A 25,680-nucleotide genomic window follows, 5' to 3' on the forward strand; every position below is an offset into this window, starting at 1 on the left:
AACAAAAAAAGAATGCCCCGCTAGAACATTCTAAATGTAGAGTTAATACTGATTTATCATTTAATAAATTTGGAAACGGACACTAACTTGTCCCCATCAAGAGACAATACCTGAATTCCTCTAGCATCTTTACCCTGTTCAGACACCTTATCTGCTAATGTCCTTAGAATTTTTGCGCTTCTGCTTACAAGCAATATTTCATCTTCCTGTGTAACTGCAGTAGCATCAACAACTTCGCCGGCTTTCTCATCCGATTTCTTATAGCTAGTATAGCCCGTAGCCCCTCTCTTAAGCTCCGTTAATTTAGATATATCTAACCTCTTCCCATATCCATTCTCAGAAACAATTAAAAGATGAGATTTTTGGCCAACAGCTAAAGCCTTAAGACAAATATCGCCCTCTTTAACCTTCATGCCAGATACGCCCTGGGTTCCCCTGTGTGTAAGCCTGATATCACTTGAATTAAATATAAAAGAATTTCCTTTCCTAGAAATACAAACAATTTTCTCGTCCCTAGAAACAACCTCAGCGCTTGTAACAAAATCTTTATCAGCAAGCCTAATAACAATCACTCCTCTTGTCTTAACTGTTTTAAGCCCTTCCATCTCAATACGAGCCACTTTTCCACTAGCAGTTGTTATTAACAAATAATTATCTCCTGTTATCTCGTTGCAATTCTTAACAGTCAATATCTCTTCTTTTTCTCCCAAATTAATAAATTCGCGTATATTCTGTCCCTTTGAAGACCTAGAAATATCCTTAATCTCATATGCATTAATTACATAAAGCTTCCCCTCATTTGAAATCATAAACAAAAAGTCATGCGTACTTGCACACAAAGAAACACTAACTTGGTCTTCATTTTGCAACTCAAAAGAGCTTAAACCTTTACCGCCTACACCCTGAAGCTTATATTCATCCTGTAAGATTCTCTTAATAAAGCCTCTCTTTGTAAGGATAACAACAACATTTTCCCTCTGCATTAAATCTGCCATACTGGTTTTTAAAACCTCCTCGTCATAAATTATTTTTGTTCGGCGCTCATCACCAAATTTTAAACTTAAATTAATAACCTCTTTCCTTATAATATCAACAATCCTTGCCGGATTTAAAAGAATATCCTCATAATCTTTTATTAAAGACAAAACAAGTTTAAACTCCTCCTCAATCCTCTCTACCTCAAGAGATGTCAACTTTTGTAACTTCATGTCAAGAATAGCATTAGACTGAATCTCTGATAAGTTAAATTGCTTAACAATCCGCTCCCTAGCCTCCTTTACAACTCTAGAAAACTTTATTATTTCTATTATCTTATCGATATTCCTTAAAGCTACATTCAATCCCTCCAGCACATGCGCCTTTTCCTTTGCTTTCTTTAATTCAAACTCTGTCCGTCTTTTAACAATTTCCTTTCTATGCTTAATAAATTCAGATAAAAGTTCCTCTAAATTTAATTGCTTCGGTATCCCATTAACAAGAGCCAAGTTATTTATGCTAAAATTTTTCTTAAGTTCAGTATACTCATAAAGTAAGTTCATGACAACATGAGGATCAAACCCTTTCTTAATTTCAAGTACAATCCTAATTCCATCACGATCTGATTCATCTCGTATATCAGAGACTCCCTCCAATTTTTCTTCTTTTGCCATTAATGCAATTTTCATAAGTAAAGAAGATTTATTAACAGCATAGGGTATTTCTGTTACTACAATAAAAGCAAAATCCTCTACTTTTTTCTCGATATGATACCTGGCCCTAATAACAACGCTACCCTTACCTGTTGTATAGGCTTTAACTAGGCTATCGCTATATATAATTTCAGCAGAAGTTGGAAAGTCTGGCCCCTTGACTATTTCAATTAAATCATAAACAGAGACACAATCATTATCCAACATATAAACCAAAGCGTCACAGACCTCGCCCAGATTATGCGGAGCCATATTAGTTGCCATTCCAACAGCAATACCGCTAGCCCCATTTACCAATAGAAACGGGAACGCTGCTGGCAAAACCTCAGGCTCATTTAAAGAATCGTCATAATTAGGCTTAAAATCAACAGTTTGCTTATCTATATCCCTAACAAGCTCCTCTGCTATCTTTGCCATCCGTGCCTCAGTATATCGCATAGCAGCAGGAGGGTCACCATCAACAGAACCAAAGTTACCCTGTCCACTTATCACAGGGTACCTCAGAGAAAAACCCTGTGCAAGCCTTACAAGTGCCTCATAAATCGATTGATCACCATGAGGGTGATACTTCCCAAGCACATCACCAACTATTCTTCCTGCCTTTTTAAATGATTTATCCGCCCTAAGTCCCATCTCATGCATTGAATAAAGGATTCTTCTGTGCACAGGCTTAAGCCCATCCCTCACATCAGGAAGAGCTCTTGAAACAATTACAGACATTGCATAATTTAAATAAGAGGCTCTAACCTCGTCCTCTATTTTAATACTTAATATTTGTTCAACTTTCTCTTCAGTTGGCATTATTGCTCCAATTACACATCCAGATTTACTACATTGAGCGCATTCTGCTCAATAAATCCTCTCCTAGGCTCAACATCATCTCCCATAAGAGTAACAAAAATACTATCAGCCCGTTCGGCATCATCTATCCCTATTAATTTCATTTTTCTAGTTTCAGGATTCATAGTAGTCTCCCAAAGTTGAGTAGGATTCATCTCTCCAAGCCCCTTGTATCTTTGAAGACTAACACTATCTCTCTTTTCGCTATCAATTGATCCTAAAAAAGAATCCTTTTCCAAATCATCATAAAAATAATGCACCCTGTTTTCAAACTTAACCTTATAAAGAGGAGGCATAGCTATATATACATGGCTATTTTCAACTAAAGACCTCATATAACGAAAGAAGAAAGTAAGGAGCAAAGTCCTAATATGAGACCCATCAACATCGGCATCGGCCATAATAATAACCTTGTGATAGCGAAGTCTCTCAATACAAAATGTCTTCCCAATCCCAGCACCAAGAGATGCAATTATCGGAATAAGTTTATCATTCGTGATCACCTTATCTTCTCTTGTTTTCTCAACATTAAGCATTTTCCCCCATAACGGCAAAATAGCTTGAAAAAATCTATCCCTCCCCATCTTTGCACTTCCCCCAGCAGAATCTCCCTCTACAATATAAATCTCCCTCTCAACGGGATCCCTAGAAGAACAATCTGCTAATTTTCCAGGTAACGCCAAACTCTCAAAAGCGCTCTTCTTCCTCTCAGATTCTCTTGCCTTCCTTGCCGCCTCGCGCGCACGTGCTGCTCTTATTGCCTTATCAAAAACAATCTCCATCTCTAACGGATTATCACTAATAACTTCTAAAAGCCCATTGTGTACAATAGTCTCAACAATTTTTCTCACATAAGAATTCCCCAATTTTCCCTTGGTCTGCCCTTCAAATTGCGGCTCAGGTATCTTAATAGAAACTACCGCCGTCAACCCCTCTTTAAAATCGTCCAACGTAAGGGCTGGAACATCTTTCTTGTTTATTTTCATCCCCTTAAAAGCTTCGTTCATCGCTTTAAAAAGACCACTCCTGAACCCAGCAACATGAGTCCCACCCTCCCTAGTATTAATATTATTCACAAAAGACAAAATATTCTCGGAATACCCTTCCGTCCACTTAAGCCCAACATCAACAATAACTTCATCAATAACTCCATCAATAGAATAGGGCTCGCTTTGAATATTCCTGCTGTTGTTTGTCAAATAATCTACAAAAGCTTTTATTCCACCTTCAAAATAAAATTCCTTAAATTTCTCCTCTCCCAATCTCCTATCTTCAATTGAAATTCGTATCTTATCATTTAGAAATGCAAGCTCCTTAAGCCTCTTGGAAAGAATCTCGAAGCTATACTCCAAAGTTTCAAACACCTCACAGTCAGCTAAAAAAGTAACTTTAGTACCCCTAGAGAAACTCTCCCCAACAACTTCAACTCCAGATGTAGGAACCCCCCTTGAAAAAGTTTGCCTAAAAACTTTACCATCCCTGTGAACAAAAACCTCCAAAAAGGATGACAAGGCATTAACAACAGAAATACCAACACCATGCAGCCCCCCAGAAACCTTATAAGTACCCTTATTAAACTTTCCCCCAGAGTGTAGCTTAGTTAAAACAAGCTCAAGAGCACTAATCCCTTCTTCTTCATGGATATCTGTAGGTATTCCTCTCCCGTTATCGTTTACTGTTATGGAATTATCTGAATTGATAACAACTTCTATCTTATCACAAAACCCAGCTAAAGCCTCGTCAATACTATTATCAACCACCTCATAAACCAGGTGATGCAGTCCATTCACTGAAACAGATCCAATATACATACCGGGTCTCTTCCTAACAGCTTCAAGCCCCTTTAAAACTTGAATATTACTAGCGACGTAACTCATATACCTTCCACACAACCAACAGCAAACTGCTAAACAAAGACAACGACTAACAATCGTAAATTATCAATCATCATCCTACTAATCGTAAACTATTAATCTTATCTTAACAAACTCTTAACAAATTCTACATTAAAAACAAGATAATATCTATGTAAACAACATAGAACATATTTGGACTGTCCTAAACTTTACTATAGATTCCAAAACTTACAACTCATTCGAACAATATTCTAGCCGGTGAGATTATACTATATACTTCTTATATATCATCAAAATCAACAAGGATGTGCTTATAATCGCCAAAATTGACAACGAGGAAAGGGAATGCAAGAAGGAAAAAGTATATGGGGTTTAATTTTATCAGAAATAAAAAAAGAAACCTCTGAAGAAGAATTTTATATATGGTTTGAAAATTTATACTTCATAAATGCAGTTGATGAAAATATACAAATATCTACCCCAAATTCTTTCCATAAAAACCAAGTAGAAAAAAGATTCTCCAAAAGAATAAAAGAAATCTTAGTTGAGAAAGGCTACAAAAAGACTAACGTCGAATTTACAAGTCAAAAAAATGAGTCTAATTCTGCCAATATAGAATCTAAAAGTTCTGCCTTAAAAGAAATTTCTGCACATCAAGATTTACATAAAAAAAGAGGACCTTCCAAGAGCTACGGCAAGAACATAGCAGAAGGGACAAATAAACATTTCATAAGAGAAGATATCAATACTACGTATAAAAATCCATTTTTAAAAAAAAAATATATATTTGACAATTTCATAGTAGGGCCAAATAATAAACTTGCTTACAATGCAAGCTTATCAATTGCAAAAACTCCTGGGAGAAAATATAATCCATGTTTAATTTATGGCGGAGTAGGTCTTGGGAAAACACATTTGCTTCAAAGCATAGGAAATAAAGCGGAAGAATTACATAAAGGACTTAAAATACTATATGTAACTGCTGAGAATTTTTTAAACGAATTCGTAGAAAGCATAAAAACAAATGAAACAAAAAAATTTAAGAAGAAGTATAGATATTTAGATATGCTTTTAATAGACGATATTCATGACCTACAAAAAAAAGAAGGAATACAGGAAGAACTTTTTCACACATTTAATGCTCTTTACGAAGATAATAAGCAACTGGTGTTCACGTGCGACAGGCAACCTTCAGAGCTCACAAATTTTACAGATAGATTAAAAAGTAGATTTACAAGAGGATTGAATGTAGATATATCAAAACCCAATTTTGAATTAAGAGTAGCTATTATAGAAAAAAAAGCCGAAGAGGATGGCATTAAAGTTCCAAAAGATATCTTAAACCTAGTCGCGAGAAAAGTCACAACAAACATAAGGGATTTAGAAGCAGCTGTAACAAAATTAAAAGCCCACGTAGACCTTGAAAATATAAAAATTGACACTAACACAGTAGACAAAATTATTAAAGAGATAATAGCTTGCGAAGCAAATGACAAAAACGAACATAACAACATAAACACTGAAAACATAAAAAAAGTTATACTGAGAGAATTAAAACTCACAAATAAGGACATTGAAGGGAAAAGCAAAAAACCAGAAATTACAAAAGCAAGACATATTTATGCATATCTCCTGAGGAATTTTACAGAGCTTTCGACAATTGAAATAGGAAAAATTATCGGAGGTAAAACCCACTCAACAGTGCTTTATTCAATAAATAAGATCGACAAAGAAAGAAATAATGACTTAGAAATTAACAATTTAATCATAGAACTTATGAACAAAATTAACAAAAATTGATAAAATTTACGAAAATTGAAATACTTTTGAACAATTTAAACAAATAATTCGACAGGGAAAAAGACAATTAGACAGACAATTTAACACGTCTTATTTACTTTAATATATGCAAATAAGAAGAATTAGACAATTAGACAGCACACTACTAATACAACTACTAACAAATATAAAAAACAATAATATAGAAAACAATCAAATAAAAATCCCACCAAAAAATTAAACTTATCAAAACCGAATAATGATAATATAATAGACGAGGGGGTGAGATCTTGAATGAAAAATTTATATTGTGTAGTACGGAACAAACTTCAAATGAAATTGACAAAGCCAAAAGTATTATTGTAAACAGAAACATAAATGACATTTGGAGTGCAATATTACTTGAGGTAAAAAATTCCAATCTTACAATAAAATCAACAGACAGAAATATATTCTTTGAAAGTACGGCTCCAATTGTTTCCGCAGAGAACTTCAAGGTATTAATAAATGCTTCAAATTTCTCAGATGCAGTTAAGGCATTAAATCTATATGATGATCTAAAGATAACTCTTGATGAGAACGAAAGTAAGCTAAACATCATTGGAGAATCTGAGAATAAGCATAATAACGCACTAAATGACCACTTAAGTGAACCGACTTTTCCTAATGATGAAATTGAGAGTTACTACTGCGAAATAAATGGAGAAACTTATAATTTTGCAGTTGAGCTAAGCCAAAACGAGTTTAAGAGGATCATAAATAAGGTTTCATTTGCGGCATCCTCAGATGAATCTAAGAACGTTTTAAACGGAGTCTATTTTACAAAGGACAAAGAATCTAGATTGATATTTGTTGCAACCAACGGGCATAGAATGTCTATATACAAAACAGAATTAGTATCTGAAGAAAATATTAATTTCATTATACCCGTTAAGATGTTTGTCTTTCTAAGACAAATGATTACGGGAGAGGGCATGGTAAAGATAAAAGTTTCAGACAAGAAATTTTATGTTGAGTTTAATAACTACAAAATAGCATGCAGTCTTATAAGTGGAAATTATCCCGATTACGAAAGCATCTTACCAAAGGAACAAAAAAACAGATGCTTAACTGAAATTAGCATTTTAAAAGATAGACTTTCAAGAGTGAGTTCCTATACAGATAAAAGAACCAGAAAGGTCATTTTAAACTTTTTAGCTGATCAATTAAGGCTTGTGGCAGAGGATTTGATTACGGGAAGGAGAGGAGAGTTTTTTGTGCAAGTTCCTAATTACAAATACGAAGGGGAGGAGGAAGTTATAGCTATTAATAGCGCATATCTCTACGAAGCAATTAGTGCATTTGATACCTCTGAGTTAGAAATAAAATTCAGTCAGGGGGATGTGCTCAAATTAGGCGAGCCTGGGAATGATGACTTTACTCACTTAATAATGCCTATGATTTTAAATTAACATTCCTTTTATGACAAGATGATAAGTAAAATTGAGCTTCGCAATTTTAAAAACATAGAGAATCAGGTTATCAACTTTAACTTTGACAATATTTATTTTTGTGGAGAGAACGGGGCGGGGAAAACGAATTTACTTGATGCTATTTATTATCTTGCTTTTGCTTCCTCTTTTTTAGTCAATACAGATAGAGAGCTTATCAGATACGGAGAAAAGGAGTGTTATTTAAAATGCTATTACAATACCGGAGGAAGTGATGGAGAGATTAGTGTATCGCTTAGGAATGAAAAAAAGGAAATAAGGGTTAATAATAGCGTTATAAGGGATAGAAAAGAATTGATACTAAATATACCAGTGATTATTTTTTCAAATTACGATGTTGATTTTGTTGTTGGAGCTCCTGCTAGGAAGAGGTGGTTTTTCGATCAGGCAATAAGCCTTACTTCTTTAACCTATGTGGATTTTCTTAGAAAATATCGAAAGATTTTAAAACAGAGAAACCTAATATTAAGGCAAGGAAATAAAAGCTTGCTTAAAGTTTACAATGAAATTTTTGTTGATTATGCTCTTAAGATAACAAAGATGAGGGAAGATTTTATCAAACGCTTTTGTGAAATTTTTCAACACTATTGTAAATCAATTTTTGATGTTTCTTACCATTTAGAAATCAGATATATGCCATCTGTTCAATTTAGCGAAAGAGATGAATTTTTAAAAACTTTGATTTTAAATGAGAAAAATGAACTTCTTTCCGGTAATACCTTAATGGGGCCCCACAGAGATTTGTATGAGGTGTTAAATGGGGAGAGGGTTTTTACAAATCATTCTTCAACAGGACAGAACAGATCACTTTCTTTAATTTATAGACTTGCGCAAGTTCTTATTTTTGACAAGAAATATAGTGTCGCTCCCATTTTGCTTTTTGATGATGTGTTTTTGGAGCTGGACAAAAAAAAAAGAAGAAGAGTGTTTGAGGTTTTACCAAAGAGCTCTCAGTGCTTTTTTACCTTCCTAGATGATTGTTATGATCTTGGAAGAGATAATACTTATGTAGTGTACAGGGTTAAAAATGGAAGATTTGAACTTTAAAAGAGTGAGCGATGTGCTCAATAAATATTTGAGCTCAGATATTATTCCTAATAAAAACTTAAATGATAGCTTAGTACTTTCTCAAAATTGGAAGACAATATTTGGAGAGCTTTCAGGTAGTGTAAAATTATTAAATCTAAAGGATAATAAGGTGTTGTATATTGGAGTCAAGAATTCAAGCGTTTTGTATAGTATTTCTCTACAAAAATCAAAGATAATAAAATTAATAAGGGATTCTACGGGTATTGAGATAGTGGATATAACGGTTTTAATAAAATGAATTTTGTTGACAATTGTAGTTGTATAATATAGTATTACAGTGTTTAATTTGTGCGTTAGCAATAAGAAATGTTTTTAGTTGGGGGGCTTTTTTGAAGAGGACTTATCAGCCGAGTCGGGTTAAGAGGAATAGAAAGTTTGGGTTCAGGTCTAGAATGAAAACTAGAGGGGGAAGGCTTATTCTTGCAAGGCGAAGGGCTAAAGGAAGAGTTAGGTTAACTGTTTCTGATGAAAAGAAGAAGTATTAGCATAAAAACAAGGGTAGAAATTCAAAACATTTTCAGGAAAGGTAAATTGATTCGAATGGATGGGTTTAGTGTGTTTTATGAGCGTACGAGTCTGGCAATTTCTAGGCTGCTTGTTACGTTTCCTAAAATCTTCAAGGGTGCTGTTAAGAGGAATCGTGTCAGACGCCTCTTTAGAGAATGTTTTAGAAATCAGTCGCATTTTTTTAAAGGCGATAGTGTTGATTTCATTTTCTTAATTTCTCCCCAGAAATCGGATGTCAATTATGCTGAGGTGGAAACGATAATGAAGGATCTAGTTTTGGACGTCGCTGAGAGGGAAATGTGGGGCAGAACAAAAGAATTTTAAGGGCCGTTTATTTATCATTGGTTTTTGTCGGCATTTTTATGCTTATTAACGATGTCTTCTTTCCTCAGAAATCTCCCCCTGTTGTGGAAAAAAAGATTGGGTTTGACTTAAATAAGAATTTTGATGTTGATAGTACTTTAGCTGATGAAGATTATGTTTTAAGTTTAGGTGTTAATTCTGAAGATATTAGAGTTGAGACTGGAGTGTACTGTGCTACTTTTTCAACATATGGAGGGAATTTAATTTCCTTAAGACTTAAGAATCATTTAAATTTAGAAAAAGAACCTACCGAATTGATTAATGCTAGGGAGGCTGGTGGGAGCTTTTACTACGTTAGTTTTGATGGATTAGCCAAAAATTTGTTTTCTTATGAAAAGGTAAATGATTATACGCATGATTTTAAAACCAATATTGAATACAATGGTGAAACTTATGAATATATAAAGAGATATAAATTTTCAAAGAAAGATGAGTATTTAATAAAGCTTGAAGTTTTGTTAAATGGTCTTTCTTCTGGCAGTAAGTTTGATGTTGATTCTTATAGACTTGTCTTAAGTTCTGATGTTGAAAAACTGAGTGATAGAGGTAAGCTTCAATACAGTGCCTATCTATCTCATGCTGTTTATTATGACACTAAGCTTAGGTATGGTAAGGATGGCGTTAATGCTATTGGTCCCAAATGGGCGGGGGCTAGCACTAAGTATTTTGAGGTTTTGGTTTCAAAGAAAGATATGGATGTTGAGTTTAGGAATGAGGGTGGAATTTTAAGGGCTTTCATTTTAAGCAGAGTAGATAATGGGAGCATTAACGATAGCTTCTATATCTATGCAGGCCCTAGGGATAATAAGTATTTAGATGTTTTTGATAGGAAATATGAAAACAGCTTTGGTTTATCTGGTATGGAATTTGGTATGTCCGTTGAGAAGAGTTTGTTGTATTTTATTCAAGTTCCTATGCAATTGATAATGCAAATTTTTTATAATGTTATTCCTAATTGGGGACTTTCAATAATGTTTTTGACAGTTGTTGTAAGGATACTTATATTTCCATTGACTTTTAAGGGATTTAGGGCCACAGCAGAGCTTTCTAAATTGCAGCCTAGGATGAAAGAGATACAGGCTAAATTTAAAAATGATCCTAAGAGATTAAATGAGGAGGTGGGCAAGCTTTACAAGGAGGAGGGTGTTAATCCTCTTGGTGGATGTTTTCCTATTCTTTTACAACTCCCTGTATTTTTTGCTCTTTATGGACTTGTAAATAATTTCTTTTTATTAAGAGGAGCTAGTTTTATTCCAGGTTGGGTTGATGATTTATCAATTGGAGATAGCGTATATTATTTTGGGTACAAAGTTCTCTTCTGGACAGATGTTAGGATTCTGCCCTTTATTATGATGTTTACTCAGTTATTCTCTACAATTGTCAGCTCTAATGTTGATCTTAAAAATCTTGGTGTTCAACAAAAGTTTTTATATTTTGGAATGCCTATTATGTTCTTTTTCATACTTTATGATATGCCGGCGGGACTTTTAATTTATTGGATTACAACAAATATTTTTACCATTTTACAGCAATACTATATAAAGAAGCATGTGTCTTAGTCTTAAGGAGGAATAAATGAGTTACGAATTTTATGGAAAAACAGAACAAGAAGCTATTAAAAAGGCAATGAGGGATCTTGATTTAAGAGAAGGGGAATTTGATGTAGAGATCCTAGATAAGGAAAAAGTTGGATTTTTGTTTAAAAAAGAGATGATTAAAATAAGAGTATCTCCTCACGCAAAAGAGGAAAATAGAAGTTCTGAGGTTAGGTATAGTGAAGATATTTATGGTAAGGTGTTAGATTTTGTTAAGGGTATGATAACCAGGATGGGTTATCGTGTTGATTTAAAGATTGAATCTAGTGAGGGAGAGTATATTAAAATCTCTATTGAGACAGATAGTCCCAGTATATTGATTGGAAGAGAGGGGAGGAATTTGGATGCTTTACAGCTTTTGGCTAATATTTATGCATCTAAGCTTATTGGGAAAAATGGTAATTTTAATAAGGTGATACTAGATATTGAAGATTACAGAGAGAGGTTTAAATCAAGGTTTATTAACCTAGCGATAACTTCTTTGCATAAGGTAAAAAGAAGCAGACGTTCTGTTCTTTTACCAACGATGAATCCCTTCGAGAGAAGAATTATTCATACTACCTTAAATCGTTATAATGATATTAGAACAGAAAGTGAGGGGGATGGGAACTTAAAGAGAGTAAGAATTTCTTATGTAAGAAATAGTCGATACAATGGCAATGCACGCAGCTATCAAAGAAGAGAGTATTAAAAGAAAAAAGGTTTGTGCTTCTAAAATTGGAGTTTTTGGTTGTTTGATTTTCATCTATTAGGAGTTGATATTGCTCGGTCAGATGTTGGGTGATTTCTAGTGCAGGTTTACGAGGGAGTTGGCGTATGAAGGTATTTTTAACAGGTATTGCAGGGTTTATTGGGTTCCATGTGGCTAGAAGGCTTGCTGATGATGGGCATGAGGTCTTGGGCGTAGACGTATTGAGTGATTATTATGACCCTGACCTAAAATACGAGAGATTGGAAGTTTTGGGATTGAAATGTGATGAAGTGAAGAGCGGAAAGATTATTAAGAGCGGTAGGTATGGTAATTTGAGTTTTATTTGTCTTGATATTTTAGATAAAGAAAAGATACTAGATCTTTTCTCTCAGCATAAGTTTACGCATGTTTGCCATTTAGCAGCTCAAGCGGGAATTAGAGATAGCATAGAAAATCCCGATAGTTATATCTCAGTCAATATTGTTGGGTTTTTTAATGTCCTGGATGCATGTAGGGTGTATAAGGAGGGTATCAGACATTTTGTTTATGCCTCGACCTCTGCTGTTTATGGAATGAATGAAAATATGCCTTCAGATGAAGATGGCGTTACAGATCATCCCTTGAACTTGTATGCAGCTAGTAAAAAGTCTAATGAGGTGATAGCACATGCCTATAGCTCATCTTTTGGTATCCCAACGACAGGATTACGTTTTTTTACAGTTTATGGTACTTATGGCAGGCCTGATATGGCGCTGTATCTGTTTGCAGAAGGAATTTCTAAAAACACCACTATTGATGTTTTTAATAACGGCAACATGGCTAGGGATTTTACGTATGTGGATGATGTTGTGGATGGCATTTGTGGTGTGCTTAAGAAACCATCTGAGAGTGATGTCACTTTTGATACAAAAAAACCCAATTCGTCAAGTTCTCTTGCTCCGTACAAAATATACAATATAGGGACGGGTCATGCTACTAGATTGATGGATTTTATTGATGAACTTGAAGTAAATCTTGGAAATAAGGCCTTGAAAAATTTTTTACCCATGCAGAAAGCAGACGTTGTAGAGAGTTGTTGTAATATTTTAAAGCTTAAAAATGATTTTGCTTATAAGCCCTTGATCTCCATTAAAGAGGGAATAAAAAAATTTGCAAATTGGTATAAATCTAGAGTACCCTAGCGCTGTCTTTGGTATGGAGTGAGCTGGTGTTATTTATGTACCTAAGAGTTTTTGTTTTAATCTAGAGTCGCTTTTGGGGTTTAGGTGTATAATGTAGGTATATGTTATAAGGAGGGTCTAGTTGGGTGTGTTAGACAAGATTAAGCCTGGTGTGGTTTACGGGAAAGATTTGCATACTCTGTATGAAATATGTAAGAGTGAAGGGTTTGCTATTCCTGCGATTAATTGCATAGGTACGAATTCAATTAATGCTGTTTTGGAAGCTGCTAGGGAAATAAATTCCCCTATTATGATACAGTTTTCAAATAGTGGTTCTGCTTTTGTTGCTGGTAAAGGATTGAAGGTTGAAAAGCCTCAAGGGACTTCTGTGCTTGGAGCCATTTCTGGGGCTTTACATGTTCATTTGATGGCCGAATACTATGGAGTTCCTGTTGTTCTTCATACTGACCACTGTGCAAAAAAATTAATTCCTTGGGTTGAAGGGCTTTTGGAGTATGGGGAGAAATATTATAAGGAGCATGGTAAGCCTTTATTTTCTTCACATATGCTAGATTTATCAGAAGAGACAATTAAGGAAAATATTGCAATATCTAGGAAATTTTTGGAACGAATGAGCAAAATTGAAATGTTTTTAGAGATCGAACTTGGAATTACAGGTGGGGAGGAGGACGGTGTTGATAATACACACAGGGCGCCTCAAGAATTGTTTTCAACTCCTGAAGATATTTACTATGGATATTCTGAGCTTATGGGAGTTAGTCCTAATTTTCAAATTGCTGCGGCTTTTGGAAACGTGCATGGAGTTTATAAGCCTGGGAACGTTCAGCTTACTCCTAAAGTGTTAAGAGATGGTCAAGCTTACGTTGTATCTAGGACAGGAACAAGTAATCCAAAGCCTGTTTCATATGTGTTTCATGGGGGTTCTGGATCTACTGTAGAAGAGATTAATGAGGCACTCTCGTATGGTGTTGTTAAGATGAACATCGACACGGATACTCAATGGGCTGCTTGGGAAGGTGTATTGAATTACTATAAGAAGAATGAAAATAGGTTACAGGGGCAACTTGGAGATGGAAAAGATTCTGATGTTCCAAATAAAAAATTTTATGATCCAAGAGTGTGGCTTAGAGAGTCTGAGGTTAGCATGAAGGAGCGCGTTAAGCTTGCATGCAAAAATCTTAATAATATTAACAGAAATTGAAATCAGTATAACGGAAATTAAGTTTTGTCGCCCGTGGGGCGGCTTTTTTTGTATAATAAATACACATAAATGGCCTTTTAATCATAATCAGTGCGCAATCTGTTCTTGCGTTGTTGTTTTTTCTATCTTTTATGTTTTAATATGTGAGGTAGGTATTTGGTATGATTTTTGCATGGGTTTATGCATGAAGCAATAAGATAGGAGGCGTATATGTGGTTGACAAATTATAAGAAGAGTTTTCTAGATTTTTTGAATGATGATTTTGACTTTATGAGTCCCAAGGGGATTCAAGATGTTCCAGTCAACATCAAGGATGAGGGCAGTTCATTTACTCTTGAGGCTTACTTGCCAGGGATCAAGAAAGAGGATGTGTCTATTGCACTTAAAAATGATTATTTGACAATAAGTTATGAGAGCAAGGACGAGACTGAAGAGAAAAATGATAAGTACCTAAGGGTAGAAAGAAGAGACATCTCTTTCTCAAGAAGTTTTAGGCTGTCTGGTAATATTGACCAGAACAAAATCAAGTCTGAACTGAAGGATGGGGTGTTAACTATTAATCTTCCTAAAAAGACTGAGGTTATTGAGAAAGCTCAAGAGAAAAAGATTTCAATCGAGTAAATAAAGTAAGGATGCCTTTAAGCATCCTTACTTTTGTAGTTTTCAAGCTTTAAATTTAGTTCTGTTAGTTGTTCATCTGGAATTTTAGAAGGAGAGTTGTCAAGGGGACTGGCTGCAAATGAGTTTTTTGGAAAAAGTATTACGTCCTTTATTGAGCTTGAGTTTGTCATCAGCATTAATAGTCTATCGATTCCGATTGCTACCCCACCATGAATGGGAGCTCCGTATTCTAATGCCTTTAAAAAGAACCCAAACCTCTCTTTGGCTACTGTGTCATTAAACCCCACTATATTAAAAATTCTTTGTTGAAGTTCTCTCGTGTGTACCCTAATAGACCCAGATCCAAGTTCCATTCCGTTTAATACAAGGTCATATACTTCACCTAAAACCTTGCTAGGATTCTTTTCTAGAGTATTAATGTATTTTTTTTGAGGAAGCGAGAACATATGGTGAGCTGATTTATATTTCTTGGTGCTCTCGTCGTATTCAAACATAGGAAAATTATCGACCCATAAGAATTCAAATACATTTTTTCTTGCTATGTTAAGTTCGTTTGCAATATTTATCCTAACTTGTCCCATAGCATTGCAGGCAGTTTCCCATGAACCAGATATAAAGAATATGATATCGTTATTCTTCAGGGAATAATTTTCAATTAAAACCTGCTCCATGTCGGTTAAGAATTTAGCAATTCCGCCTATAAATTTATTGTTCTCTATTTTTGTAAAATAAAGATTACGGGCCTTGTAAAGTTTCGCCTGTTCTTCCAATTTACTGATCCTAGCCCTTGAGAAATTATGAGCTTCATTTTTGACTATAAGTGCCTTTATTGTGTTCTTATTTTTCAATGCTTCTTTAAATACATTGAATGAAGATTTCTTAAGGAGACGACTCATATCTTGTATTAGCAGCTCATACCTCGTATCTGGCTTGTCACTTCCATATGTGTTCATTGCATCCCTGTAGGATATTCTTCTAAATTTTTTGGGAAGCTTAATATTGAGTGCCTGTTTGAAAACGCAACATATAAGGGCTTCCATTAGCTTAAATATATTTTCTTTCTTTATAAAACTCATCTCTAGGTCAAGTTGTGTAAATTCTGGTTGTCTATCTCCCCTTGAGTCTTCATCCCTGTAGCACCTAGCTATTTGGAAATATTTATCAAACCCAGCTATCATTGCAAGTTGTTTATAAATTTGTGGTGATTGTGGCAATGCATAAAAATGTCCCTTGTGTAATCTTGATGGCACTAAAAAGTCTCTTGCACCCTCTGGAGTTGATTTTACAAAGGTTGGAGTTTCTAGTTCCAAGAAATCTTTTTTTGTTAAATAAGACCTAATTATTTGTATTACTCTACTTCGTAGTATTATTTTTTGTTTTTGTTCCTCTCGTCTTAAATCTAAATATCTGTATTCAAGTTTTGCATTATCACTTGCATTATTATTATCTTCAATCATAAAGGGTAATTCATTGCATTTTGAGATTACCTCTATGTTTTCTGCAAGTATTTCAAAGGCTCCTGTTCTCATTTCTTTATTTAAAAGCTCTGCAGGTCTGAATTCTAATTTCCCTTGTACTTTAATGCAGTATTCCATCTTGATACAAGACACCCTACCCAGAAGAATCTCATCATTTACGAGTACCTGTGCTTCATCATATCTATCTCTAATATTGATAAAAGTGACTTTTCCATGATGTCTAATTTTTTTGACCCAAGCATTTATTTCTACTCTTTTATTTACAAGCTTATCGTTTATTTGATTGCATCTAATAACTTTAAACATAACTTACCCTACTATGATATTATAAATTTCTTTGTCAGTTTTAGCATTAAGCATTTCTTGTTTATTCAAATCAACTTTCCCTACAATAGACGCTAAAATGGGCGGATAATTAACGTAATCTTTTGCTGGATATAGTATTAATATAAATATGTGACTTAAATTATTGTCAATAGCATTAAAATCGATTCCATTATGGCTTATCCCAATAGCTATGTGCATCTTTTTGATTAAATTGGTTTTCAAATGAGGGATTGCAAATCCTTCTTTAAGGGCTGTAGTTATGATCTTTTCTCTTGCCATTAAATCTTGCAGTATCATTTCCTTGTCAATTTCAACTTCTATTACACTTAAGAGCTCTCTTAACGCTTCAATTTTGTTTGTTGCTTTTAATTCCAGAATAATGTTTTCCCTTTTAATTCTTTTATTAAGTTTAATGTTTCTCAGTATTTTGTCATAATTTACTGAGTAGTCTAATTTTTTTGCATTCAAAGAAACAGTTTTAACCTCTTCAGTTATTGTTTCTAAATGTAGAATAGTTTCTCTGAATAAGTCTTGCATTATCATTAGATGTTTATTTGGACATTCAAATGTGATTTTACTTCCCTCTCGCTTAATTGATAAAGAAATGTCGTCTCGTCTTGCGTTGATATATTGTGAAAAATCATTCTTCACTTGTTGAGTGAAGAAACCTTCTTTCCTTAGTTCATTTTTTAAATCCCATGTAAGTATTTTTGCTAAATTATCGTATGCAAATGATACTGTAATTTGAGTATTTTTCTCTGTTCTTAATAATTTTCTTAATCCATTTTTGTTTACTTTAAATAGCAGGTTTATTATTGGTGTTGAAATTATTGTTGGCAAGAAAACCATTATTATAACTATTCCAAATATTTTCTGACTTATGAAATTGGAAGAAAGTGCTACGTTTGCAATAATTAATGATATCTCGCCCCTTGGAATCATCCCAAAAGCTATTCTTAGAGCACCAAGCTTATTAAAACCTAGGAAACACGCTGGGATAAAGCAATATACAAGCTTAGTAGCTATTGCTACGCAACTGAGCAGGACTCCTAATATCATGACTTCTCTTGATAATATTTCATTAATATCAGCCATAAGTCCTATTGATGTAAAAAATATTGGTATAAAAAATCTTTCAAATATTGTTAATTTGTCTTGAATTACATATACAATATCTGTTTTTGACATGGCAAGGCCAAATACATAGGCTCCAATCACAAATGACATTCCTAAATTTTGGAAAAAACTAGAGACAATAAAAGCTAGGGCAATAGTTATTACCGTAGCTAGCGTAACGCTATTTAACCTTTTAAGTAATTTTGAGATTGGTTCTGATAATAAAATTAATATTAACGTTAGGCAGAGCCATATTAGTATGTTCTGGATTGTGGCCATAATTGAACTTGCAATATCAAGTTCTGATATTGATCTTGCTATTGTTATCACACTTGTTAGCATTATCATAGAGAGAACATCATCAATTATTGAAGTAGATATTATTGTAACTCCCTCCGATGTACTCATCTTTTTCTTCGCTGAGAGTATGCTTGCAGCAATTCCTGCTGAGGTGGGGGTGCCAATGATCCCTATAAAAAGAGATGTGGGACTAATGAGCTGGACATCAAAAAGAATTGTAGATACTAGTACGAAGCTTAAAAAGGTCCCAATTACTTCTGTAGTTCCTATTAATCCTCCACGAGGTAGGAATTTAAGGAATAGCTTTAGGTCAGTCTCAAGGCCTGCTGTGAAGAGAAGAATAATTGAAGCTATTGTTGAAATTGCAAATATTTCTTCGTTTATTAGGTAATTGTCGCTAATGCGAGTAATTCCTAATGGAAACAGCAGAGGTATTTTAACCTTTCCAAGAAACGTTGGACTTAAGATAATTCCGGCTGTTATTTGTCCTATAACCTTAGGTATCCCGAATTTTCCTACCAGATTACCAAGAAAACTAGCACCAATTACAATAACAGCCAGAGTCATTACAAATGAAGACATTTTGGCTTCAACATGATGGCCCGCGTCTTGAGCATAGTCTAGCGCTCCAAACGCGATCATAGGATTTAGAATGAGCAATGTTTTGTAGACGGATTTTCCATTCATTATTTAATCTCTTCTTTAAAATTTGATTTTAATAGCTTTGACAGGTTTTCAATGACTTCACTCTCTTTCTCTCCACTTGCTACGACGGTTATCCTCTGTTTGTATATTACTCCGAGTATGATGACCTCAATTGTAGATTTAGCATCGGCTTGTCTACCGTCCCTTGTAACCAATCTTACATCGCAACAAGGATATTTACTTGCAAGTAGCGAAATCATGCTAGATGGCCTTGAATGAATGCCTTCTTTGTTGGTTATCTCAATTTCTACTGTTTGCATTTAATGTTACTTACTTATTTTCTTTTTTATTTTTTTCTTTATTTGCCGTGTTTTGAAGCCTGTCCACTAGGCTTTCTACTAGTTGATACAACTCCTTACCCTTTTCTTCAATGTGGATTATTTTACCCCAGTTAAAATGAAGATGAGCATCTATGTCAAAAACATCGTTCTCTTTCTTTATTGTAATTTTCAAACTTTCTGAGTTTTGTTTAATATGAGTCCCAATTTTACCCAATTTTTTTAAAATAAAATCCTCTGTAGCAGCACTTAAGTGATAGTTAATAGCTTGTATTTTAGGTTCCATGACCTTCCCCCTCAAGTTTTAATTCATTCCTGTATTTGTTTACAGTCCTTCTTGAAATAGAGATTCCCTTGGATTTCAGTATATCAGAAATTCTACTATCAGACATCTTTTTATCTTTGGCTAAAATTCCTTTTATTACTAATTTAATACTTAATTTTGAAAATTCATTTGTTTTTGAACCCCCTACTGAATTAAATAATTTCCTAACAGCAATTATTCCCCAGTCGAACTTTAGATATTTATTTTTTATTGTTCTTGATATCGTTGATTTTGATAGGTTAATTTTTTCAGATATGTCAGCCAGTTTCATTGGCCTTAAACTCTTAAATCCTCTTCGTAAAAATTCTTTTTGAAGTGTATATATTGCTATTGCTATTTTGGCTAGTACTTCGTCTCTATATCTTAAAGATTCAATCAGCCATTTTGCTTGTCTATATTTTTTACAATCTTTAACTTCGGGTTTTCTTAACTCTTTTTTAAAGATATTTACTTCTTTAATTTTTATCTCAAGTTTATCGTCTTTATTTATGATGATGATATCAGGTTCAATATAGTGATTTGTGTCTTTCATGTCTTTAAATTCAAATGTTGGATTAGGATTAAGCGTAGTTTTAATTGCTTCAATAGCTTGATTGAAAACTTCAGTACTGATTTTAAGTTCTTCTTTTATTTTTTCTTGACCATTATCAAGTAAATCTGCTCTTTGAAGAATTTTAATTACATTGTTGTCTAATTTATGGTATTTTGCTTGCAGTATTAATGACTCTATTATGTTGAATACACAAATTCCTACTGGATCAAATTTTTGAATTAGTTCAATTATTCGATTGACTTGTGGCCAATCTTCCTTTTTGAATAACTCGTAGGGATTTATTACATGAAAACCTTTGTTGTCTAAATTACTTATTATCGTTTCTCCTATTTTAATCTCATCTTCACTCAATTTTTGAATTCTTAGTTGGAACAAAAGATGTTCTTTAAGAGAGGGTTTAGTTGACGTTTTCTCCAATGCAATTTCGTATTGAGTTTTAGTGTTCTCATCTTCTTTGTAGAAAAGTTTCCTAAACTTATAGGTTCGTAGTGTTTCAAAAAATATTTGATTTGGATTTAATTGAAGGTATTCGTTATTTTCAACTTCATTTAGTATAATCTGTGCTAGAGCTTTTGTATCAAGACTTAGCATTTTAATCGTGTTTATTTGGGCTATGTGTAATTTTTGTGCTAACTGCAGGGTTTGCTTAATCATCTCTACATGAAAATATATAGTATTCCACTAGATATTATCAGTATTGCAGAGCTAATTTTTTTGTAAGCTAATAAAACAATTAAATTTAGTGCTGCAAGTGAAAAGCTCTTTAAAAGTTCTGTGCTACTATCGCCTATTTTTAAGAATATACTTTCAAGTAAAATAACTACGGTAATCAACCACAATGCTATGATTACAGGCCTTAAGCTTTCAAGATAATACTTTAGGAAACTTATCTTATGTAGTACCAGTGTGAGAAGCGTAATAATTAATAACGGTGCGGTGATTAGAGCTACTGTGGCAACGACGGCACCGCTAACTCCGGCAATTTTTGCACCCACATATGTTGCTATATTGGTGGCAATTGGCCCAGGAGTAATTCTAGATATTGTAATAATATTGATAAATTCTTCCTTTGTTATCCATTGTTTATTAGTAATTATTTCTTTATTAATTATTGCTGTAATTCCATTCCCTCCACCAAAATTTAGAATCCCTATTTTAAAGAAGGTGATGAATAGATTTATTAAGGTCAAGCTTGTGCCTTTTTTTGCAAAAATCTCTTCTTTACTGTGTATGTTGTAAAGCATGCGAACAAGAAGACTATTAGTATGTATGTTATGTCTATACGGAATCTATGTATCATGTATGTTATTCCTAAACATATTATCCATTTGATTATTGATTTCTTCAGCATTTTTTTTGAGAAATCAAGTATAACCATTGACATTAGTATGGTTGAGGATATTTTTGCACCATCAAGAAATTTTTCTAAATAAATGTTATTTGAATCTAAAGTTACGTGGAGTGCTAGTACTGTGATTACAATTATGGAAGGCAAGATTCCAGCAATAGTTAATAAAATTGCTCCTCTAAAGCCCTTAAGCTTTTTCCCAATTAAGAATGCAAAATTTATGGCAGTTACTCCGGGGACTACATTGGATGTGGCAAGTATTTCATTGAAATCCCTTTCAGATATTAGTTTTTTGTTATTCACAATTGTTTTCCTCAGTTCAGATATTATTAACAAGCCCCCCCCAATAGTTAGTGTCGTTATTTTAAGTACGAGGTAGAATAACTTAAATAAACCATACGATTCCTCTTTTTGTTCCTTCATAAGCCCCTTACTTTAAATTTAATGGTTGGCATATTGGGTGTAATTATACCATGTTGCAGAATTTTATTTTGCGTTGTTTTATATGCTATAATTTGCTGGCTTATGAGTGGTCAGCCAATAACATCAAGTGTATTCAAGGAGATATTTGTCTTTCAAAACTATATTAATGGAATGCTTGAGACAATAATAGGCTATGGGTTTAAAATCCTTGTAGCGGTTTTTATATGGTATTGCTTAAGGTTTCTTATTAAGAAGTTGAGTAAGTTATTTTTTAAAACTTTAGAAAGAGCAAGGTTGGAGACAAAACTAGATTCTACTATTTTCAATTTTTTAAAGTCTTTGTTTAAAGTAATGCTAGATATGGTTTTAATTTTGATCATTTTGCCTTATCTTGGGTTTTCCACAACTTCAATTTTTGCTATATTTGGATCTTTAAGTATTGCAATCGGGCTTGCTGCTCAGGGAATTTTATCTAATTTTGTCAGTGGTTTAATTGTTCTAAACTCTAATTTTTTTAAAATCGGTGACTACATTAAATGCGATGATGTTGAGGGACAGGTAGATGATGTTCAGATATTTTTTACTACACTCAAGACTGTGGATGGCAGGGTTGTAAAGGTTCCAAATAGTAAGTTTACAAACACATCGGTTGTTAATTTTTCCACAAAACCTAAAAGAAGGATTTCTTTAAGCTTTCAGGTGCCTTATGACACAGACATTGACGTACTTAAAAGTAAAATGGCAAATTTGGTGTTTTCATTGGACAAGGAACAGTACGGCATTGCAGATCCTAGTGTTGTTGTAGAAAGCTATACTCCTTATTACATAGTCATGCAAATAAGATGTTTTGTAAATACGGAATTTTTTTGGGATTTTCAGTATTTCATAGCAGAAAACATCAGGTGCGTTTTGGCCAATATGGGAATAAAATTCCCCATTCATACTATCGATTTTAACAAACTGTATTAGTAGTATAATTCTTAATTATTTCACAGTAGTACTCTTCGATTTTTTCTATGAAAAACGAGCTTGAAAAGGAGAGGGAGCTGTCTTCTGTGTTTTTTTGAAAAATCTTTAATTTCCCCTCATCTCCTACTATCTCGTTAATGTATTTGTGTATATCCTCATAATTGTCTATTAAGAAGCCATTTTTTCCTTGTGAGATTACGTCTTTATATATTACGTCATTAATAAGTACAGCAGGTGTACCAGCGGTTAAAGCTTCAATTACTGTCATTGGATACACCTCGCTTTTTGATAAACTTGCAAAGACATCAGAGATCTTATAGTAGTAATACATTTCTTCCCATGGAATTGTTCCAATAAGTATTATTTGTCCTTCAAGACCAAATTTTCGTTTAAAACGCCTTATCTCGTTTTCTTCTCGGCCTTTTCCTATAAGAATTAATTTATAATTTTTGTTGTCAACTAAAAGGTTTCTTAAGTGTTTTATTAATAGGTGTATGTTTTTCTCTTTATTTAACCTACCAACAAACACTATGATTTTATCATTTTCGCATATTCCATGTTTGTTTAAAATTTCTTTTCGCTTTGTTGTATCTAGATGTTTTATGAAAAGGTCCCTGTCAACTCCATTTGGAATTATTTTGTAATCGGATTGCTTTGCAAGTTTGAAATATTTGTCTCGTGCCTTAATTGATGGATAGATGAAATGATGTACTTGAGAGTAAAATTTTTTCATTATTTTGTCTGGATTGGTTAAATATTTTAAAATCCCTAAATAATGTAGATAAAAATCCCACATTGTGTGATTTGTGTGTACTATTGGGATATTTTGTTCTAAAGCCATTTTTTTCCCAATCTTACCCATAGTAAATTCGGAGTGTGTATGAATTATTTCAGGTTGGTATTCACGTATTATTTTTCTTATGCGTGATTTATTTGGAAAAGCTATTCTAGCATCTACCTTGTGATTAAGTTTGATTGACAGACAACGGTAAACATTATTTTCTTCTAAAGGTGCACTTCTGGAATTCGGACAAAAAATGTAAACAGTATGTCCTTTCTTTTCAAAACCTTCTTTAATTTGTTTTATAGAAGTTGCTACACCGTTTTTGTCTGGAAGATATGTATCTGTAAATATTGCGATTCTCATGTTTTTGCTCTAGTAGTTAAAGTATAATATATTTGGCAGTTGAATTATAATATTGTTTACATGCAAGAAGTCTACTTGTTATTGGGTAAAGAGCAGGGGTTAAAGGAAGCTTATCTAGATGGTATTTTAAGGAAGTTTAGTGCTTCGCATAGCGATTTGGTTGTGAATAAAGTTTTTCTGTCAGATTTGTCTTCTGTAGAGCTTTCTGAATTGCTTTTAACTAATTCTTTTTTTACTAAGAAGGAAGTTTTTGTCGTTTATGAAGCTGAAAATTTAAAAAACAAGAAGGAATTAGAGTTAATTTATAGTACCATTGCAAAATCTTTAAATAAGATTGTTATTTTTGTGTCTACTGAAAATTCAGTCAGCTTTGATCCCAAGAATCATTTGAAGTTGATTAAGAAAACTTTTTATGAGTTGTCTAATTCTGATAAGTTTTTGTTTGTGAAGAAAAGTTTTTTTGAGCTTGGTGTGAAGGTCACAGACAAGGCCATAAATTTAATGCTTTTCATGTTGGATTCAGACACTAAAATTTTGAAATTTTATGTAAATTCTCTTTCTCTTATTATTAAGAATAAAACTATTGATGAACATGATGTGAGTTCTTGGATTAGCTATGTAAGACCGGAGAACACTTTTTCTTTGTTTGAATCAATTTTAAAAAAGGATATGGAGGGTTCTTTAATTAAGATTAAATCCATTCTAGACCAAGGAGAAGATCTTGTTAGTGTGTTGATGAGTCTTGGTTGGCAATTTAGGAAGCTTTTAAAGATAAAGATAGATTTTCAAAATTCGGGTAACATTTCGGTTGTGTTTAAGAAACATAAAATATTTTCCTCACTAGAGAGAATTTATAAGATGGGACTTAAAAATTATTCAGATTTTGATATTAAATTTGTTTTAAAAGCGTTTCATAAGTTTGATTTGTATTCAAGAATTTATGGTAAGAATTTACATTTGAATTTAGCATATTTTATGGTATTTGCACTATTAAGACGAGATGAGACGATTCTTAGTAATTTTTCTTCTAAATTTAAGTATGATTTTTAATAATTTTTGGTGCTAGATTGAAAGGGTGTGGTTTGAGGTTTTCGCAATTGAAGCTTTTGGCTTTATTCGTGTGTTTTTTTATCTCTTGTGTATCAAAGCATGAAGCTGCGAGGGCTGTGTTGGTAGAATTTTTAGATTCTGTTAAAGATTTACAAAATAATCCTGAGAGATTTTATGGGTTTCTAAATATTGCCAATGATGATGATATGGCTGCAAGGATTGCTGGGCTTACAAAAGAGGCAAGAGATGATTTCATTCTTTACCCATTGTTTTTTAATAATATGAAATATGTAATTAAGGATAAAACCATTGTTGCAGATTCGTTTAAGTTTGAGGTTGAAATTAAAAATATTAAATTTAAAAGCGGCATGGAAAAATTTCTAAATAGGCTTAAAGAATTGGAGCCAGAGTTGGGAAGCATAAAAAATCTTTCAGCACATGAACGTAAAAGTCTGTTTGATAAAGTGATAAATGATGTTGTAAATAGTTTAAATGAGTTGGATTATGTTTCAGTTTTGCACACATTTAGTCTAGTAAAAACAGAATCTGGTGAGTATAAAATAGATCTACTAGGTGACGCTTTAACCATATCTGGCAGGAATAAGGTGCTTGATGAACTTTTTTTAAAATTATCTCCTGGGATATCTCAAAATGCTCAAGACAGCTACAACACTGGTGGTGACTTAAAGAAAGGACGGATCAGGACAGATTGACTCACAATGATAACGCTGTGTGCAATTTTATAAGAACAAATTGTTTT

At 33.4% G+C, this 25,680-nt stretch carries 24 protein-coding genes; 14 read left to right on the forward strand and 10 right to left on the reverse strand.

What is annotated here, in order from left to right; translation table 11 throughout:
• Window positions 1-56 precede the first annotated feature (56 nt).
• A complete protein-coding gene (gene gyrA / locus LSO06_RS02225) occupies window positions 57-2,489 on the reverse strand; it encodes a DNA topoisomerase (ATP-hydrolyzing) subunit A (RefSeq protein WP_231760450.1) in 2,433 nt (810 codons plus the stop codon).
• Between the two features lie 11 nt (window positions 2,490-2,500).
• A complete protein-coding gene (gyrB, locus tag LSO06_RS02230) occupies window positions 2,501-4,405 on the reverse strand; it encodes a DNA topoisomerase (ATP-hydrolyzing) subunit B (protein ID WP_231760451.1) in 1,905 nt (634 codons plus the stop codon).
• Between the two features lie 324 nt (window positions 4,406-4,729).
• Between gyrB and dnaA the strand changes: the two genes are divergently transcribed.
• The 11 genes from dnaA to LSO06_RS02285 all read left to right on the forward strand — a co-directional run bounded on the left by dnaA (window position 4,730) and on the right by LSO06_RS02285 (window position 14,901).
• On the forward strand, window positions 4,730-6,184 hold the full coding sequence (dnaA, locus tag LSO06_RS02235; protein WP_231760452.1) for a chromosomal replication initiator protein DnaA: 1,455 nt from the start codon (window positions 4,730-4,732) through the stop codon (window positions 6,182-6,184).
• A gap of 266 nt (window positions 6,185-6,450) precedes the next feature.
• Window positions 6,451-7,614 (forward strand): DNA polymerase III subunit beta, encoded by a 1,164-nt coding sequence (gene dnaN, locus LSO06_RS02240; RefSeq protein WP_231760871.1) that lies wholly within the window; start codon window positions 6,451-6,453, stop codon window positions 7,612-7,614.
• 18 nt (window positions 7,615-7,632) lie between these two features.
• Window positions 7,633-8,700, forward strand: coding sequence for a DNA replication/repair protein RecF (recF, locus tag LSO06_RS02245; protein ID WP_231760453.1), 1,068 nt, complete (start codon window positions 7,633-7,635; stop codon window positions 8,698-8,700).
• Complete coding sequence (locus LSO06_RS02250; RefSeq protein ID WP_231760454.1) at window positions 8,681-8,980, forward strand: DciA family protein; 300 nt, start codon at window positions 8,681-8,683, stop codon at window positions 8,978-8,980. Before recF ends, LSO06_RS02250 begins: the two co-directional genes overlap by 20 nt.
• Window positions 8,981-9,071: 91 nt before the next feature.
• Complete coding sequence (gene rpmH / locus LSO06_RS02255) at window positions 9,072-9,227, forward strand: 50S ribosomal protein L34 (RefSeq protein ID WP_231760455.1); 156 nt, start codon at window positions 9,072-9,074, stop codon at window positions 9,225-9,227.
• Window positions 9,208-9,573 (forward strand): ribonuclease P protein component, encoded by a 366-nt coding sequence (rnpA, locus tag LSO06_RS02260; protein ID WP_231760456.1) that lies wholly within the window; start codon window positions 9,208-9,210, stop codon window positions 9,571-9,573. Before rpmH ends, rnpA begins: the two co-directional genes overlap by 20 nt.
• Complete coding sequence (gene yidC, locus LSO06_RS02265; protein WP_231760457.1) at window positions 9,549-11,171, forward strand: membrane protein insertase YidC; 1,623 nt, start codon at window positions 9,549-9,551, stop codon at window positions 11,169-11,171. Before rnpA ends, yidC begins: the two co-directional genes overlap by 25 nt.
• A gap of 16 nt (window positions 11,172-11,187) precedes the next feature.
• Complete coding sequence (jag, locus tag LSO06_RS02270; RefSeq protein WP_231760458.1) at window positions 11,188-11,898, forward strand: RNA-binding cell elongation regulator Jag/EloR; 711 nt, start codon at window positions 11,188-11,190, stop codon at window positions 11,896-11,898.
• Between the two features lie 125 nt (window positions 11,899-12,023).
• On the forward strand, window positions 12,024-13,079 hold the full coding sequence (locus LSO06_RS02275) for an NAD-dependent epimerase/dehydratase family protein (RefSeq protein ID WP_231760459.1): 1,056 nt from the start codon (window positions 12,024-12,026) through the stop codon (window positions 13,077-13,079).
• Between the two features lie 121 nt (window positions 13,080-13,200).
• A complete protein-coding gene (fbaA, locus tag LSO06_RS02280; protein ID WP_231760460.1) occupies window positions 13,201-14,280 on the forward strand; it encodes a class II fructose-bisphosphate aldolase in 1,080 nt (359 codons plus the stop codon).
• 210 nt (window positions 14,281-14,490) lie between these two features.
• Window positions 14,491-14,901, forward strand: coding sequence for an Hsp20/alpha crystallin family protein (locus LSO06_RS02285; RefSeq protein WP_231760461.1), 411 nt, complete (start codon window positions 14,491-14,493; stop codon window positions 14,899-14,901).
• A 17-nt stretch (window positions 14,902-14,918) separates the two neighbouring features.
• On the opposite strand, the gene aspS is transcribed toward LSO06_RS02285, so the two are convergent.
• The 7 genes from aspS to LSO06_RS02320 are packed head-to-tail and all read right to left on the reverse strand — an operon-like array spanning window position 14,919 to window position 21,754.
• A complete protein-coding gene (gene aspS / locus LSO06_RS02290; protein WP_231760462.1) occupies window positions 14,919-16,685 on the reverse strand; it encodes an aspartate--tRNA ligase in 1,767 nt (588 codons plus the stop codon).
• A gap of 3 nt (window positions 16,686-16,688) precedes the next feature.
• The gene (locus tag LSO06_RS02295) at window positions 16,689-18,764 is read right to left on the reverse strand and encodes a cation:proton antiporter domain-containing protein (protein ID WP_370639795.1); all 2,076 of its coding nucleotides are present in this window, start codon (window positions 18,762-18,764) and stop codon (window positions 16,689-16,691) included.
• A 44-nt stretch (window positions 18,765-18,808) separates the two neighbouring features.
• Entirely contained in the window at window positions 18,809-19,087 is a 279-nt protein-coding gene (locus LSO06_RS02300; protein ID WP_231760464.1) for an HPr family phosphocarrier protein, read from the reverse strand.
• Between the two features lie 10 nt (window positions 19,088-19,097).
• Complete coding sequence (locus LSO06_RS02305) at window positions 19,098-19,391, reverse strand: HPF/RaiA family ribosome-associated protein (protein WP_231760465.1); 294 nt, start codon at window positions 19,389-19,391, stop codon at window positions 19,098-19,100.
• Window positions 19,381-20,637 (reverse strand): RNA polymerase factor sigma-54, encoded by a 1,257-nt coding sequence (gene rpoN / locus LSO06_RS02310; protein ID WP_255673278.1) that lies wholly within the window; start codon window positions 20,635-20,637, stop codon window positions 19,381-19,383. The genes LSO06_RS02305 and rpoN overlap by 11 nt, the downstream gene beginning before the upstream one ends.
• 2 nt (window positions 20,638-20,639) lie before the next feature.
• Window positions 20,640-21,173, reverse strand: coding sequence for a chromate transporter (locus tag LSO06_RS02315; RefSeq protein WP_231760467.1), 534 nt, complete (start codon window positions 21,171-21,173; stop codon window positions 20,640-20,642).
• Window positions 21,170-21,754: a chromate transporter gene (locus tag LSO06_RS02320; RefSeq protein WP_231760468.1), complete on the reverse strand. Its 585-nt coding sequence runs from the start codon at window positions 21,752-21,754 to the stop codon at window positions 21,170-21,172. The genes LSO06_RS02315 and LSO06_RS02320 overlap by 4 nt, the downstream gene beginning before the upstream one ends.
• Window positions 21,755-21,856: 102 nt before the next feature.
• Here LSO06_RS02320 and LSO06_RS02325 point away from each other — a divergent pair, with 102 nt between their 5' ends.
• On the forward strand, window positions 21,857-22,723 hold the full coding sequence (locus tag LSO06_RS02325) for a mechanosensitive ion channel family protein (RefSeq protein WP_231760469.1): 867 nt from the start codon (window positions 21,857-21,859) through the stop codon (window positions 22,721-22,723).
• Here the strand turns inward: LSO06_RS02325 and LSO06_RS02330 are convergent.
• Window positions 22,707-23,870 carry a glycosyltransferase gene (locus tag LSO06_RS02330; RefSeq protein ID WP_231760470.1) on the reverse strand — a complete coding sequence of 388 codons (1,164 nt, stop codon included), beginning with the start codon at window positions 23,868-23,870 and terminating at the stop codon, window positions 22,707-22,709. The genes LSO06_RS02325 and LSO06_RS02330 overlap by 17 nt on opposite strands.
• 60 nt (window positions 23,871-23,930) lie before the next feature.
• On the opposite strand from LSO06_RS02330, the gene holA reads away from it, so the two are divergent.
• Complete coding sequence (holA, locus tag LSO06_RS02335) at window positions 23,931-24,920, forward strand: DNA polymerase III subunit delta (protein ID WP_231760471.1); 990 nt, start codon at window positions 23,931-23,933, stop codon at window positions 24,918-24,920.
• Window positions 24,921-24,952: 32 nt separating this feature from the next.
• Window positions 24,953-25,633: a hypothetical protein gene (locus tag LSO06_RS02340; protein ID WP_231760472.1), complete on the forward strand. Its 681-nt coding sequence runs from the start codon at window positions 24,953-24,955 to the stop codon at window positions 25,631-25,633.
• Window positions 25,634-25,680 lie beyond the last annotated feature (47 nt).

Origin of the sequence: Borrelia sp. RT5S (genome assembly GCF_021165755.1) — a bacterium.
Classification (GTDB): Bacteria; Spirochaetota; Spirochaetia; order Borreliales; family Borreliaceae; genus Borrelia.